The sequence below is a fragment of the Leptolyngbya sp. 'hensonii' genome (genome assembly GCF_001939115.1).
Lineage (GTDB): Bacteria > Cyanobacteriota > Cyanobacteriia.
This window is the reverse complement of the sequence record NZ_MQTZ01000043.1, coordinates 158,602-173,823: the sequence shown is the minus strand read 5'-3', so window position 1 is coordinate 173,823 and position 15,222 is coordinate 158,602. Positions and strand designations below refer to the sequence as shown.

Genomic DNA, 15,222 nt, shown 5'->3' with positions numbered 1-15,222 from the left:
CCTAAGCAAATGCAAAAATGCCCCTGACTCAAGGTGCAAGACTTGTTAAAAAAACCACCGTGAGTTTCTTGACGAATTGCCCCTAAGTTGCTCTAATTGCAGGTATTCAAATGGGGCATCTGAAATTCTCTCATTTGTAAACCAAAACAGCAACGACACATGTCAAAAGCACATGTCAAATCATAAAGCAGGCGGCAAGTCGGCACCCAAGAATAGTGCCAATTCAGGATCTCAAGCTCCAGCTCCCAGTTATTCTGCATCTGTGCCAATTTCTCTTTATCGGGAAGTTAGTGCAGAATTGCAGGCAGCCCGGACCATGTTGGACTCTTTGCACAATCAGAATCAGCAATTGACCCGGCAGAACCAGCAACTCCGTGTAGAAATTGAGCGGGTGGTGCAGGTTTCTTTGAGGCTACGGCAGGTTGCGGATTCTTTCCAGCCGAGCAACCGGGGTGCAACAACGGAAGCAGACTATACCCCTCCTGAAGTCCCCGATGAATTGCCTCCACCCAGTGGGTCCAGGGGAGGTCGTCCAGGGGTTCGCCATGGAAATACCCGGCATCATCCAGAAACGGAATCGGCTCATCCTGCAGCCAATTCACGCTCAGGGTCTAAAAATCAGCCTTCAAAGCCTGATAGTCCTGACCCCACTCTCCTGTCAGAAGAGCTCTTTACTGGCCAGGAAGAGGGGCAATACAATCGCGGTCCTAAGGGAGAACAAGGGCCAGACTTTAATGGCTGGTGGTTGGCGATCGTGATTCTCCTGATCGTTGTCTCTGCTTTTGGTGCAGGCTTTTTAATTGTTCGCCCTTTCCTGCCTAGTCGCTAATCCTCCGCCCATGGGCTAGCAGGCTAAACCCATTGGGGATCAAGATCCAGTGTCATAGCTAGGGCTTTAGCAATCTTGCTGAGATTCTCCTTTTTCCAAAGAATAGACCGATCAGGTCCCACCCTCCCTAATTCAAAGAAGAAATTGTGCAATATGATACAAAAAGCCGATTCCTGGCGGTGATACAAAGTGACATGCGAGTTAATACTTAGCAAAAATAAAAGGAGCGGGAAGATTGAAGAAGGTTGAAGCCATTATTCGGCCATTTAAGCTCGATGAAGTCAAAATTGCTTTGGTAAACGCTGGTGTCGTTGGTATGACAGTTTCCGAAGTGCGGGGCTTTGGTCGGCAGAAAGGTCAAACAGAACGTTACCGTGGCTCCGAGTACACGGTAGAGTTTCTGCAGAAACTTAAGGTTGAAATTGTGGTCGAGGACGATCAGGTTGACATGGTTGTGGAGAAGATCATCACTGCAGCCCGGACAGGGGAAATCGGTGATGGCAAGATTTTTATCACACCTGTTGATCAGATTGTGCGGATTCGGACGGGTGAAAAGAATTTGGAAGCGATCTAGATGGGGCATTGCCATCGATCATTGTCGAACTGCGATCCATAGCACTTCGCACCTGGGGGGCAACGGCTGCCCCACTTCCAAAAGCTGAGTTGGTCATCGCCTAGTTATGCAGATTTGTATACTATGCGAGGCCTAATCGGTATAAAAGCAGCGGTATTAATATCAGGCGATTTTCTGAACCTGGTAGCTCGTCTACCAGGTTCTTTATGTTCGATCGTAGCCAAAAAGCATAGGCTATAAAACCACCCCAGAGGAGTCAGAATGCAATCTTTCTCATCGTTTAGTGAATCAATTTTAAGTTGCCGACAGAACGGGTAATTCCTGTTCTATGGTGAAGGCAGAGAAAACCTTAATTCTTTCTATTTAAATTAAAGAACAGGGTGGGGCAACCTTTACAAGCTTTATCTCAAACATACTTGAGCCCTTCACCCCCTTACCCTTTATTGCAGCAGATTTGGACGCCTTTAATACCTTTTATTAATCTTTGGTTGAATGTTCCAAGTCGGGGGGCACTTTAGCGACAAGCTCACCCGTAGCGGTATGGGAGACATCATCAAAATGGACGTTAATGAGTTACTGAAGCTCTATGAGGCAGGCCAAAGAGATTTTTCCGGAATTGACTTGCAGGGGGCAAACCTGAATGGGGTCACGCTGATTGAAGTAGATTTTTCGGGTGCCAACTTAATGGGTGCCAGTCTCAGTCGGGCTTTTCTAACAAAATCAAATTTTAGTGGGGCCTTTTTGAACTGGGCTGATCTCAGCTATACCAAACTCAGTGAAGGCAACCTCGCAGATGCAGATCTAACTAAAGCAAACTTGAGTGGGGCTTTTTTGATTAAATCAAATTTCTCCAAAGCCAAGCTCAGTGGGGCTAACGTGAGTCATGCTAATCTCCGTAACTCTGATTTACATCGCGCTAATCTCTGTGGTGCTAATCTCTGTGGCGCTAACTTGCGGGGAGTGACTTTACAAGGGGCCAATCTCAACTGGGCTAATCTCAAAGCTGCCAAACTCAGCGGGGCAGGCCTGAAGGGAGCCTTTTTGCACAACGTCAATCTGAAAGGGGCTTTTTTGAATGGGGTAGACCTGCAGGGGAGCCAGTTGGATGGGGTTAACCTAAGTACCGCTAAACTCAGTGGCGCTAATCTGGAAGGAGCCCACCTGGAAGCCGCAAATTTTAGTGATGCAGTTCTGCGCGGCACCAGTTTGAATGGAGCCCATCTGAATGGGGCAAATCTAAGCGGAGCCTCTATGGCCCAGGCCAATTTGAGTTGGGCGAACCTGAACCAGGCTGATTTTAGTGAGGCAGACCTGAGTCAGGCCCACTTTTTAGGCGCTAAAGTGGATGGGGCTGAATTCACGAACGTGAAGCTCTCGGACCTCACCCGACGATATCTTTGCCTGCTGGCCTCTGGCAACTCGGTCTGGACCCAAAAAGCGACCCGAGACACCTTAAACTGTCCGGCAGATAATCCTATGCCAGAAATCACCACGACCCGATCAGCTTCAACCCGACCCGCTGCTCAAATCGCCTTCAATTTACCGATCAGAACCGTTGCCGACCCGATCGCGCAATTGGCTTGATGGTCATGGGGCATTGGTATTTTTCTATGCTTAAGCAGCACAGGTTTCTGCTTTAAAGTGGAGTTTGTTTGGACCCCATCCAAGTTATAGATGACAAGGGACGACTATCGCTAATTCATGAAAGTTGAACTGCTGCAAATTTCCAGGCGTTTTGGTTCAGTTCAGGCCAACGAAAACGTGTCTCTGACAGTGGAAGCAGGCAGCATCCATGGTTTATTGGGGGAAAATGGAGCCGGGAAAAGTACCCTGGTTAAAATCCTGAGTGGATTCATCAGTTGCGATCGGGGTCAGATTCTACTGGATGGACAGCCTGTTGAGCTGAAAACTCCCGCTGATGCTATCCACAAAGGAATTGGCATGCTCCATCAAGATCCGCTTGATTTCCCGCCGCTGTCTGTGCTGGACAATTTCATGGTAGGAAAATCTGGAGGGTTGTTGCTCCCTCGATCACAGGCGCGTCGAGAACTGCAGCAACTGGGAGTCCAATTTAACTTCAGTCTCGATCCCCAGGCCCGGGTGAGTGACCTAACGGTGGGAGAACGGCAGCAGTTGGAGATTCTGCGGTTGCTTTCCCTGGGAGTCAATACCCTGATTCTGGATGAGCCAACGACCGGGATCTCGGCCTCTCAGAAAACTGCCTTGTTTGAGGCCATGAGGCGGTTGGCTCAGCAGGGCAAGTCGGTCATCATCGTTTCTCACAAACTGGAAGATGTAGAGGTGCTGTGTGATCGGGTGACTGTGTTGCGTCAGGGCCAGGTGGCAGGCCATCTGGAAGTTCCCCATCCACCGGCCCCTACCTTTACCAACCAACTGGTGGATTTGATGTTTGGGCGGGAGTTGGCCCTACCCCTCAAGCCTAAAACTTGCAGACCAGAGGTGGCGCTGGAGCTAAAGCAGGTGACATTATCCAGCGATCGCCTGCGGCTGACGATCGACCATTTGACCGTACATCAGGGCGAAGTTTTGGGACTGGCGGGTTTGGAAGGGAGTGGCCAGCAGTTGCTCCTGCGCCTTTGTGCTGGACTCTTGACAGCTTGCACCGGAACTCTGTGGGTAGACGGCATTGCCATGGCCCACCAACCCTATCGGAGCTATTTGGAAGCTGGGATTGGTTATCTGCCTGCCGATCGGCTCAAGGAGGGGTTAATCGGCGGGCTTTCGATCCAGGAGCATGTGGCGCTGCGGTCACCGGAACAGCGGATGCTGATAGACTGGGGCAAGATTCTGCAGACCGCCCAGCAGACAATTGCCACTTTCAGTATTCGTGGCAGACCCCACTCTAAGGTGGATCAACTATCTGGTGGCAACCAGCAGCGGACCCAACTGGCCCTCCTGCCTACCCCCCTGAATCTACTCTTGATGGAACACCCCACCCGAGGATTGGACATTGAGTCGGCCCAGTGGGTCTGGCAACAACTGATGATCCGCTGTGAAACGGGCACGACTATTCTCTTCATGTCGTCAGATTTAGATGAGATCATGCAATACAGCGATCGGGTAATGGTCTTCAGTGGTAGCAAGGTCTCAGCGGCGATCCCGGTGGTCGATCTGACGGTTGATCAACTAGGCCAGATGATTGGCGGGAAGTTTTAGATGAGTCAGCTTTTTCTCTTACAGGCCATGGATTTTGCTGCTCGGAAACACCGAGATCAGCGGCGGAAGGATGAAAATGCCTCTCCTTACATTAACCATCCCATTGCGGTTGCTTTGGTCCTGGCTGAAGTGGGTGGCGTGAATGACCCGGAAGTGCTGGCTGCAGCTATCCTGCACGATACGATCGAAGATACGGGCACCACGCCAGAGGAACTGGAAAAGATCTTTGGTGCCAGAGTTCGTTCTTTGGTAGAAGAAGTCACGGATGATAAGCAGCTTCCCAAACTAGAACGGAAGCAGCGACAGATCGAACATGCTCGGGAGTTGAGTCCAGGAGCAACCATGATTAAACTGGGCGATAAAATTAATAATGTCAGAGATATCACCCATTCACCCCCGGTGGATTGGAGCCTGGAGCGACGGCAGGAGTATCTGAACTGGGCCGAAGCTGTGATCAACAATTGTCCATCGGTGAATGCTGACCTGCGGGCTTGCTTCTTCCGAATTTTGGCCCAGGGAAGACAGCGGTTGACCCATCCTGATTGAGGCCCTAACCCGCCCCAGATCCCGATTAGTCTGTTAAGGAACGAGAATTAAATAAAGTGTCAAACTCCTGATTGCCCTCCCCCCCCTGCCCCCTCTCCCAAATTTGGGAGAGGGGCAGGGGTTGGGGGTTGGGGGTGAGGGCTGAAGAAATCCAGGTTATTTAATTCCCGTTCCTAAGTAAGAATTGAAGCCGGGGTGGGGGGTTGTCCCCCGAACATAACGTTGACCGACCACAGCAACTATCAAAAAAAGCAGGCGGTCAGCCTGCTTGTCTAGGGATCTCTGGTATCGAGAAACTTAACGAATTTTGACTGCCACCTTGAAAGCTCCTATGGAAACGGTTTCCCACTGGACCTCTTTTACAGGTCGGCTTGAAGTGCAAAACTCCTAAGATTGATATTGCAACACTTCTTTACAAAAAGCAATATTATGTAATTAATATTCCCTATGGCAAGGATTGAGAATTCTGATCAATGGCCAGATAGTAGTCAGGTCAAGCAATACGCCTTAAGTTTGGGATTCCATAAGGTTGGAATTGTCAGGCTCGATCGGGCCGATCAGGCCACCCATCCCGGAGCAGCCCTGGCGGGCTGGCTGGCCGAGGGATATCAGGCAGACATGGCCTGGATGGCGCATCCGAAACGTCAGGATATCCGCCAGGTGATGCCAGAGGTTCGCTCGATCGTCTGCGTGGCTCTGAACTATTACACGGCCTCTGATCGTCCGGCTGCCTCTCCCGATCGTCCAGCCCCAGCTAAAATCTCCCGCTATGCCTGGGGACGGGACTATCACCGGGTTCTGCACAAAAAACTGAAGGTGCTGGCAACCTGGCTGCAGGCTCAGAACAGTGGGATTCAGGCCCGTTACTACGCGGATACGGGACCGATTCAGGATAAGGTCTGGGCAGAGCAGGCCGGGATTGGCTGGATCGCCAAAAACGCCAACCTGATCACGCGGGAGTTTGGCTCCTGGGTGTTTCTGGGAGAAGTGCTGACCAACCTGGACCTGGATCCCGATCGCCCCCACCATGCCCATTGCGGCACCTGCACCCGCTGTATCACCGCCTGTCCCACTGGGGCGATCGTCAGTCCTGCCGTTGTGGATGCTAATCGGTGCATTGCCTATCACACAATCGAAAACCGCTCAGAGGAGATACCTGCAGCAATTGCCCAAGCGTTGGACGGTTGGGTTGCTGGTTGTGACATCTGCCAGGATGTGTGCCCCTGGAATCAACGATTTGCCCAGCCCACGGATGTCAGCGAATTTCAGCCCTATCCCTGGAATGTGGCCCCGGATCTGAAAGAGCTAGCCGAGATCAGTCAGGCAGAGTACGATCGGCGGTTTCCGGCTTCGGCGTTGCGACGCATCAAACGAGGGATGTTGCGGCGAAATGCCCGCACTGCGCTGGCTGCCATGCCCCAGAAAGAATCCCCTTAAGGATTTGATGTTAATTCCGTAAATTTCTGTGCGCCTCCCTTCGCAGGCACTAAACTGGACGAAATTCGTCTATCCTTACAATCTTTATAGTTAATGAGGACGTTCATGAGCGGGAAGAATTTTTTGCTGGGCGCGACCGCAGTGGTGATGGCGATCGCGGCTACCCCAATGGTTGCCTTTGCTTCAGATGAAACCTTTCTGGCCAGTCTGGCCAAGCTGGGAAGTCGAGATGCTGGCATTAAGAGTATTGTCACCCAGGTTGGAGACGACAACAATATCAAAATGGCTAAAGGGATTTGCAGTATTTTAGAGGATCCTGAAGTCGAAACGGTGAAAGACCTGGTTAATGGCGTGGTGACAGAAAACTTCTTTGACATTCCAGCTCCGAAGCTTTCGGGCACCAGTCAGCAAAAGACGAAGTCAATTTTGGGTTACCTGATTATTACGACCCAGGCTGGTGTTCCAGAATATTGCAGTCAACATAAACCCAAACTCACGAATCTCTTCAAAACCAAGTAGTTACATCCAGTTTCCCGCTGTCAGTCCCTCAGGGTTCTGCCCGTTGCACGGGTTGGTTTTGGCTCCAGGTTCGCAACGTGTTCCAGCATCAGCCGATGGATAAAAATGTATCCCCCTCCCACCTTTTGTAACAGAATCCGTTGCGTGGCGTAGTCCAGGAAGCGGGCATAGTTCCAGGGGATGTACCCATCCAGGTACAGGATCAGGCGCAGGATCAGATGCTGCACACAGGCTTCTCCAGCTCCAAATAAACCAAATAACAGACCCGCGATCGTACCCAAAAACAGGGGAACATCGACCATCAAGGTTACGATCGTCAAACCAACCACTCCAATCAGGGCAAAGACGGCAGCATTACGGGCCGATCGCCAGATTCCCTGATTGGGGATGGTCTTCATTTCAATGTCTGGTCCGGTCAGACCTCGCAACAATACAAAAATGATGCCGACGCCCAGGCCCGATAAGAGCCCATAGACCAGGCTATAAATTAACCGGTCACTCAATTCAAAGACCAAGCCATAGATGGAAGTCAGGCTCATGGCGAAGACTGGACCACAAAACAGTCCAACGGCCAGTCCAATCAGTAAATTCTGTCTGGCCTTAGCCCAGGACCAGCGCAAGGTCTCGACTGGACGGATCTCATGGCTAATCAGGCCAAAAATCAGGGACACCAGAACCCCACCAGTTAGGCCAAAGATCAAACCATAAACCTGACCCACAGCCATACCACTGATCAGGGTTCCGACCACGCCCCCACCCAGGCCACAAATTATCCCAGCAAAAAGACCAATCCCCAGGGCATACAGCCATCGCTGGGCGCGGTTCGGCAGCCAGTCTGGTTGCATCTGTTCAATCAGGAAAACCGTCTCCGCCTGTCGTAACAGTTGCTGGGCCAGCCAGATTAACCACTGCTGGGCCTGTTGTTTGGCGTAAAGGGTGTTGCCGGTTCGTTTTTGGAGCATGCGATCGAGATAGGTGTCAAATAGATGCCGACGACGCTCTTCCAGACTCATGTTGGGTAAGGCTGTCAGGGCAAGCCCTCGGTAGGCCAGGGTCATAATGCTCAGCATCAGGGGAGATTGGGCCAGGGTTTGCAGGGTGGTATCTGCCTCCAGGGACTCCCGCACGGCAGCCAACTCGGAGCCTGCGCTGGCCAGATACTGACGGATCTGGAGCGGCGTCAGGGGCTGTAAGCAGATAGCCCCTTGAAACCGGAGTCGCTGATTTAACCCTTCATAATCCCGGAGACGGCTACAGACGACCATCTCGGTTTGCCCATGGAGACGGCTGAACTGGTTTAAGGCCAGAACACAGTCCTGTCGCCGATCGACCTCTACTTCATCCAGACCATCCAGCAACAGGAGCAACTGCTCTGTTTGAACCCAGATTTGGGCAATCTCCCTGGAAACCTGGTATTTGACCGTCAACTCCTGTTCCAACCAATCGGCGATCGGTTGTCTGGGGCCAGCCCAGCCTGAGAGGTTAAATACGACCGGAAGGGGTTGTTCTGGTTGGAGATCGGCCCGTTGCAGGAGTTCGCGAGCCAGCTCCAGTAGGGTGGTAGTCTTCCCGGAGCCCGGTTCCCCCAGGATCAGCAGGGTGCGACCGGCTCCCAACTCATCAAACAGATGGATGACCTTCACCCCAGCAGGGAGTGATCGGCGCTCCTGGCCCGCTTCCCAAATCATCCCCCAGGGACGCTCAAGGGCATCCCCATACTGGGTCAATCCCAGTTCCAGCAATACCCGATCGTGCAACGAGGTTTCCAAAACCCCCTTAATCCAGTAATTTCTGACCTTGTTCAGCAAAATCTGGCGGTTGCGATAGTCCTGCCGGTTGGACGAAACCGCCGGTGGGGAGGCATGCGGCCCAGGGCGAGGCGAAGCAGGCAGGGTCAAGGTTTGGTCAGACGGACTGGGTTCTGGCAGGCGGTCTACCACAGTCGGGGGAGATTGCAGGGCTGTCAGCATATCTCCGGCAGAGGCGTAGCGATCGACCCACTGGGTCTGGATCGCTCGATCTAGAACTGCAATCAGACGAGCATCAAAACAATGTCCAGAATGCCAATCCACCCGCCCTGTTTGGGGATTTCTTTGCAACTGATGGGGAAGGAAGCCCGTCAGGGCATAGATGGCAGTCCAACTCAGGCTGTACAGATCACTGGCAAAGACCGGACAGCCAGCGGCCTGCTCCGGGGGCATGAAACCGGGGGTGCCGATCGCAATGGAAGCCGTAAACTGACCATCCGGATCAACCGTCAGGTGCAGCATTTCCTTGGCAGCCCCAAAATCAATCAACACCGGTTTGCCATCCTGTTGCCGCAGGATCAAATTGCTGGGCTTGATATCCCGATGGATGATTCCCTTGTGATGGATGTAGTGCAACAGGTTGAGCACTTCCCCCAGGATGACAGTGATTTCCTGCTCACCCATTCTTCCCTGCCGCTGGACGCGATCGCGCAGGGTTTCCCCTTCAATCCATTCCTGGATCAGATAGAACTGCCCCTGCTCAGCAAAGTAGGCATACAGTTTGGGGAGTTGGCTGCTCTGGTTGGCCAGATCTTCGAGAATAGCGGCCTCACGCTGAAACCGCTCCTGAATGAATTGGAAGGTTCCCGCATGATGAACGATCGGCTTCAGTTGCTTAATTACACAGCGCCGACCCGATGGCAGATGGGTATCTTCAGCCAGAAAAGTGTCTCCAAATCCACCGGAAGCCAGAGCCTGAATGATGCGATACCGGTTATTCAGGAGAGGAGCGGTCATCCGATGAGTGGGATTGTCGATAAAATCACATCTGAACGAAAATCACATCTGAACACGAGATGCCGGGTAATGAATCAACTGCTGCAGCGGGCTACCTTTCTCAAATTGATTCTCTTTAGATTAAACTACCCTTTTTGGCGTATGGAGAAAGCAATTTTCTCCAGGCTTTGGTCTTCTGGTCATATTCCTTTACGCACTTAGATAAGCGGTTCCGGGGAAATCCCAGTCCCTGTACCAGGGTCGTATATTTCTTGGGTTCATCGCCATATAACAGGCAGACAATGTAGTATAGACGCTGCTGATCCAGAGAGTGCTCATCCATAAAAGCTGCTCGGGTAGTAGGGCCAGTGGCATAGTTAAACCAACTGGCTGCAGCCAGGGCCGATCGTTCCCCGACATCAGATTTAGAGAGTAACAGGGTAGAAAACTGGTCGGCGGCATCTTCTTCCTTGCCCGTAATGGGTAAATCCAGTTCGCTGGTCAGCATATGGCCAACTTCATGGAAAAAGGTAAAGACGGTGGCATACATCGCCATCTCGCCTGCCTTATAGTCAGTCTTGCCGTTCTTTTTGAACAGATCAATAAAATACTCGGTCAGGTCATAGCAGATCGTAATACTGTGCTGGCTGGGCCGGTAAAAGGCATTCGTGACGCCACATTCTTTCAAAATGACCCGGACATTGCGAGGCAGGTTAATTTTGTTGTCGATCAGACCAGAGAGCTTTTCAAAAACCTGAGTTTTCTGATATATACGCTCCAGTTCTTTAGGAAAAGGGCGCTTGGTGTTGCTGTAAATGACTTGAATCCGCTTTTCCACCTGGGCCAACTCAGTCCTGGCTGGAGGTGTTGGGATGGAGATCGATAACCCAGCCAACTCCTGGCTTTGGACCCCGATCGTGACATAACAAAAGACACCGATCGCCAATAGCACTGTCAGTAGGGGGTTTGCGAATCTGAATCGGACCCACTGCAACCGTTGCAACAGACTACGCATAAGAAGTATTAGGAGGAGGCTTTTGTGTCAACCTTCTCCAGGCTAATCTTTTCTAGGCAGGGGCGTCAATCCTGCAGCATCGCAAATGCCTGCGATCATTGATTAAACTGATTTCTCCCTGGCATTCATCTTGCAGGATCTGTAAGTAACGACAAACTTAATTCTGCCACTCGCTGACACAAGCACAGAACTTCTGCCAGTCATGCTTCCTTGGGGCTGTCCTCGAACACGAACCCGTAACCCATCCATCGGGGGCATGCTTAGAATATCCTGAAAATGGCTGGAGCTAGCAGTTTCAGGGGAATTAATGCCGTCACCTGTAGAGACGCCTGCAACAGCTCTACAGGTGACAATAGGTTCTATTCAACCCCTTCAATCCGGTCTTCCACCTCTTGATAGAGTTCCCGCAACAGTTGCAGGTTGCTCTCACTGGTTTGCCAGTAACCCCGACCGTTCACCTCCAGGAGGGTGGAGACCACTTTCCGGAAGGAGTGGGGGTTGAGGTTCATCAACCGCTGCCGCATGGCTTCATCCTGAACAAAGGTGGCATTGGTATCCTCGTAGATCCAGTTGTCTACAGCTCCAGCAGTTGCAGACCAGCCCATGGTATTCACCAGACGCTTGGAGAGCTCTCGCACCCCTTCATAGCCATGGCTAAGCATCCCTTCGTACCATTTCGGGTTGAGCAATTTTGTGCGGGCATCCAGACGAACTGTTTCCGAAAGGGTACGGACCTGGGCATTGGCAGTGGTGGTATCTGCAATGTAGGCCGTTGGCAAAGTGCCATCCCCCCGCAAATTCGAGACCACCTTGGTGGGATCTGAATCGAAGTAGTGGCTGACATCCGTCAGGCTGATTTCAGAAGAATCCAGGTTTTGGAACGTCACTTCCACTGTCTTCAAGGCCGATTCAAAAATGCGACGATCCTGCTCCATCGTGCCAGGGTTATCAGAGCTGAAGGCAAAAGACTTGCGGCCCAGATACATTTCCTGGAGTTCCGATTCGTTTTCCCAGGTGCTGTTTTCCACCGCCAGATTGACGTTAGAGGCATAGGAACCAGACGCATTCGAGAAGACTCGAGTCGCCGCCTGCCGCAGGTTAATCCCCATGTCTTGCGCCTGTTTCAGCGCATGTTTGCGAACAAAGTTCATCTCCAGGGGTTCCTCGGCTTCGGCGGCCATCTTAATTGCCCGATCGAGCAGACTCATCTGGTTAATGAACAGATCCCGGAAAACCCCAGAACAGTTCACAACCACGTCAATTCGAGGCCGCCCCAACTCTTCCAGGGGAATTAACTCCAGCTTGTTAACCCGACCCAGAGAATCCGCCACGGGCTTGACCCCAACGAACCAGAGAATCTGGGCCAAAGATTCCCCATAGGTCTTGATATTGTCCGTGCCCCAGAGAACACAGGCGATGGACTCCGGCCACTGGCCTTTATTCTCCAGTCGTTGCCGCTCCAGCAAGCGATCGACCACAATGCGAGCTGATTGCACCGCAGCGGTCGTCGGAATGGACTGGGGATCCAGGGCATGGATATTCTTACCCGTGGGCAGCACATCCGGATTACGGATCGGATCCCCCCCCGGTCCCGGCAGGATATACTCCCCTTCCAGGGCCTTCAGGAGGGCTCCCAACTCGTTATCCGCCACCACCTGTTTCAAACAAAACTCCAGATATTCGAACAGGGGCTTCAATTTTTCCCCATCTACTTTGGTATAACCCGCTGCATGCAGGGCTTCTACCCAAGGTTCCTTGCGGCCCATACTGAAGAAATTCAGCACCGCCACCCGATCGATCCGCCCCTCCGTATTCACCTGCTCCTGCACTAGAGCTGCCACGGCTGATCGGGTGGCCAGGGTAATATCCTGCAGAAGTTCCACATCCGCCAAACCCCCCCGATCGCTGGCTCGATACAGATCGTCAATATCCCGTCCGACGCTCTCAGCAAGAATCCGAGGCAGACTACAGATCTCATCCTCAGGCCGATCCAGGGCCGCAATGTTAACCAGGGTGGCGATCGCCTCTTCTGCCGTGGGTGGTTTACCAATCACATGCAGACCACAAGGCAGCAGGCGGGCCTCAATTTCCATCAGCTTGCGGTAAACGGTGCCGACGATCGTATCCCGCTCTTCGGCAGACATGTCTTTCGCGTCCTGCTCAGGCAGGGCAATGTCCTTATCCAGGTTCACCAATCGGCACTTGTCCATAATGGTGTTGACGATGGAACTACCCCGGCCCGTATCTTTCAGGGTTTGATAGGAGCCAATCAGCTCGCTCAGCTCCTTCAGCCCCTTGTACAGACCCGCATTCTCCGCCGGAGGGGTCAGGTAAGAGATGGTCTCGGCATAGGAACGGCGCTTGGCGATCGTCGCCTCCGATGGATTATTTGCCGCATAGTAGTACAGGTTTGGGATCATGCCGATCAGGTTATCCGGGTAACAATCCCCAGACATTCCCATTTGCTTACCGGGCATGAACTCCAGGGAACCATGGGTGCCAAAATGCAGCACAGCATCAGCTTGCCAGATCCGCCCCAGGTAAGTGTAGTAAGCGGCAAACCCGTGGTGGGGACTGGCCGATCGGGAGAACAGAAGCCGCATGGGATCCCCCTCGTAGCCAAAGGTGGGTTGAACACCGATAAAGACATTACCAAAGTGTTTACCGTAGATCAGCAGGCTTTCCCCATCCGTATTGAGATGGCCAGGAGCCGGTCCCCAGGACGGTTCCAACCGCTCATGATAGGGGGTGAGGGTCTCATATTCTGGCACCGACATGCGGTAGGCAATGTTGAGTTCGGGGCTGCTGTACTGGGCACGGGCATCATGCAACACCTCCAGCATCAGGGCTTCGGGTGAGTCTGGCAGGCCCTGCACGTTATACCCGTTGTGCTTCAGAGATTCCATCACCTTAAAGATGGAGCCAAACACATCCAGGTAAGCGGCTGTCCCCACATTGCCTTTGTCTGGCGGGAAGCTAAAGACAGTAATCGCTAGCTTTTTGTTCATCTTGGGCTTGCGCCGCAGGGCAGCCCATTTCATGGCCCGCTGGGCAACGGCCTCGACCCGATCCTGAAGGGCGATCGCTTTCCCCGTGGTCCCATCCCGCCCAGACAGAATAATGGGCTCGATCGCCCCATCCAGTTCGGGGATGGCAATCTGCAGGGCCACCTGAATCGGATGCAGGCCCAGGTCACTGTCCTGCCATTCTTCCGTGGTCTGGAACACCAGGGGGAGGGCGACCATGTAAGGACGGTTCAGACGCTTGAGGGATTCAATGGCCTTAGGATGGTCCTGCCGGGCCGGTCCTCCTACCAGAGCGAACCCAGTCAGGGAAACGACCGTATCCACGATCGAGGTCTGGTTCTTGGAGAGGGGATCAAAGAAGTAAGCATCAACCGGTTTGGAAAAGTCCAGACCGCCCGCAAACACAGGCAGTACCCGCGCCCCCAGACACTCCAGCTCCTGCACCATGGCCACGTAGTGGGCATCATCGCCCGTCACCAGGTGAGTCCGCTGCAGCACCAATCCAATACAGGGAGCCAGGGGATCCTTCAAATCGTCTGAAATATCTTTACGAGAGTTGTACCAGTTGAGGTATTCTTTTACATCCTCAAACATGGTTGGAGCCAGAGGATGCCAGATCCCCATATCGGGATAGGTGACTGGATCTCGATATTGCAGAGAAGCGTGCTGACTCCCCTTGAACACATACTTATCGGCCAGCATCAGCAGGAAGTTTTCCAGGTTCTCCTGGGAGCCGCCCAACCAGTACTGGAAGCTGAGCATAAAGTTGCGCGCATCCTGAGCTTTATCCAGAGGCAAATATTTCAGCACCTTGGGCAGGGTCTGCAACAGCTTCAACATGCCATCCTGGAAGGAGGAACCGGCTTTTTCCTTGCGCTTCCGCATGAACTGGGCGATCGCCCCTTTGGACTGGCCGAGTTGAGCCATCGAGAAACTACCCAGCTTGTTCAGACGCATGACCTGGGGCATGGATGGAAAAACAACGGCTGCGCTCAACCGATCACGATGGCCCTCAACTGCCTCTACCACCTTATCGGCCAGGTCTTCAATAAAGATCAAGGAGGCGATGAAGATGTCAGCTTGAGCGACATCCCGTTTGAAATCCTCGAAATTCTCCGGGCTCCGGAGTTCCTCAATCAAGTAACCGCTGATTTCGATCGCCAGGTTGGGATTGTTCTGATTAATTGAATTAACGGCTGCCGAAAGAGCACTTTGATACTGCGGCTCCAGCACCACATAGACCACTCTGACCAGCGCCCTCCCCTGCAGATTTTCGGGAGTAATGTGCCGGATGGTGGGCTTAACGTGGGTGAACATGCGTGACGAACTCCTTATACTGCTTGTTCTCTTCTACC

10 protein-coding genes are annotated in these 15,222 nt (G+C 52.6%); 7 read left to right on the top strand and 3 right to left on the bottom strand.

All coding sequences use genetic code 11. From position 1 onward, the window contains the following. The first annotated feature begins 262 nt into the window (after positions 1 to 262). The 7 genes from BST81_RS16400 to BST81_RS16370 all read left to right on the top strand — a co-directional run bounded on the left by BST81_RS16400 (position 263) and on the right by BST81_RS16370 (position 7,082). Positions 263 to 829, top strand: coding sequence for a hypothetical protein (locus tag BST81_RS16400; RefSeq protein WP_171974778.1), 567 nt, complete (start codon positions 263 to 265; stop codon positions 827 to 829). Between the two features lie 235 nt (positions 830 to 1,064). After that, complete coding sequence (locus BST81_RS16395) at positions 1,065 to 1,403, top strand: P-II family nitrogen regulator (protein ID WP_075599576.1); 339 nt, start codon at positions 1,065 to 1,067, stop codon at positions 1,401 to 1,403. Between the two features lie 492 nt (positions 1,404 to 1,895). After that, positions 1,896 to 2,987, top strand: coding sequence for a pentapeptide repeat-containing protein (locus BST81_RS16390; protein WP_253188332.1), 1,092 nt, complete (start codon positions 1,896 to 1,898; stop codon positions 2,985 to 2,987). A 117-nt stretch (positions 2,988 to 3,104) separates the two neighbouring features. Next, the gene (locus BST81_RS16385) at positions 3,105 to 4,580 is read left to right on the top strand and encodes an ATP-binding cassette domain-containing protein (RefSeq protein ID WP_075599574.1); all 1,476 of its coding nucleotides are present in this window, start codon (positions 3,105 to 3,107) and stop codon (positions 4,578 to 4,580) included. Further along, positions 4,581 to 5,126, top strand: coding sequence for an HD domain-containing protein (locus BST81_RS16380; protein ID WP_075599573.1), 546 nt, complete (start codon positions 4,581 to 4,583; stop codon positions 5,124 to 5,126). It abuts the gene before it with no gap. Between the two features lie 447 nt (positions 5,127 to 5,573). Further along, positions 5,574 to 6,563: a tRNA epoxyqueuosine(34) reductase QueG gene (gene queG, locus BST81_RS16375; RefSeq protein ID WP_075599572.1), complete on the top strand. Its 990-nt coding sequence runs from the start codon at positions 5,574 to 5,576 to the stop codon at positions 6,561 to 6,563. A 105-nt stretch (positions 6,564 to 6,668) separates the two neighbouring features. Further along, positions 6,669 to 7,082, top strand: coding sequence for a DUF732 domain-containing protein (locus BST81_RS16370; RefSeq protein ID WP_075599571.1), 414 nt, complete (start codon positions 6,669 to 6,671; stop codon positions 7,080 to 7,082). Positions 7,083 to 7,102: 20 nt separating this feature from the next. Here BST81_RS16370 and BST81_RS16365 read toward each other — a convergent pair whose 3' ends face one another. From BST81_RS16365 to BST81_RS16355, 3 genes are all read right to left on the bottom strand, one after another. Further along, positions 7,103 to 9,847 (bottom strand): protein kinase, encoded by a 2,745-nt coding sequence (locus tag BST81_RS16365; RefSeq protein WP_075599570.1) that lies wholly within the window; start codon positions 9,845 to 9,847, stop codon positions 7,103 to 7,105. Positions 9,848 to 9,962: 115 nt separating this feature from the next. Beyond that, a complete protein-coding gene (locus BST81_RS16360; RefSeq protein WP_075599569.1) occupies positions 9,963 to 10,841 on the bottom strand; it encodes a DUF4344 domain-containing metallopeptidase in 879 nt (292 codons plus the stop codon). A 359-nt stretch (positions 10,842 to 11,200) separates the two neighbouring features. Continuing rightward, complete coding sequence (locus BST81_RS16355; RefSeq protein ID WP_075599568.1) at positions 11,201 to 15,184, bottom strand: magnesium chelatase subunit H; 3,984 nt, start codon at positions 15,182 to 15,184, stop codon at positions 11,201 to 11,203. Positions 15,185 to 15,222 lie beyond the last annotated feature (38 nt).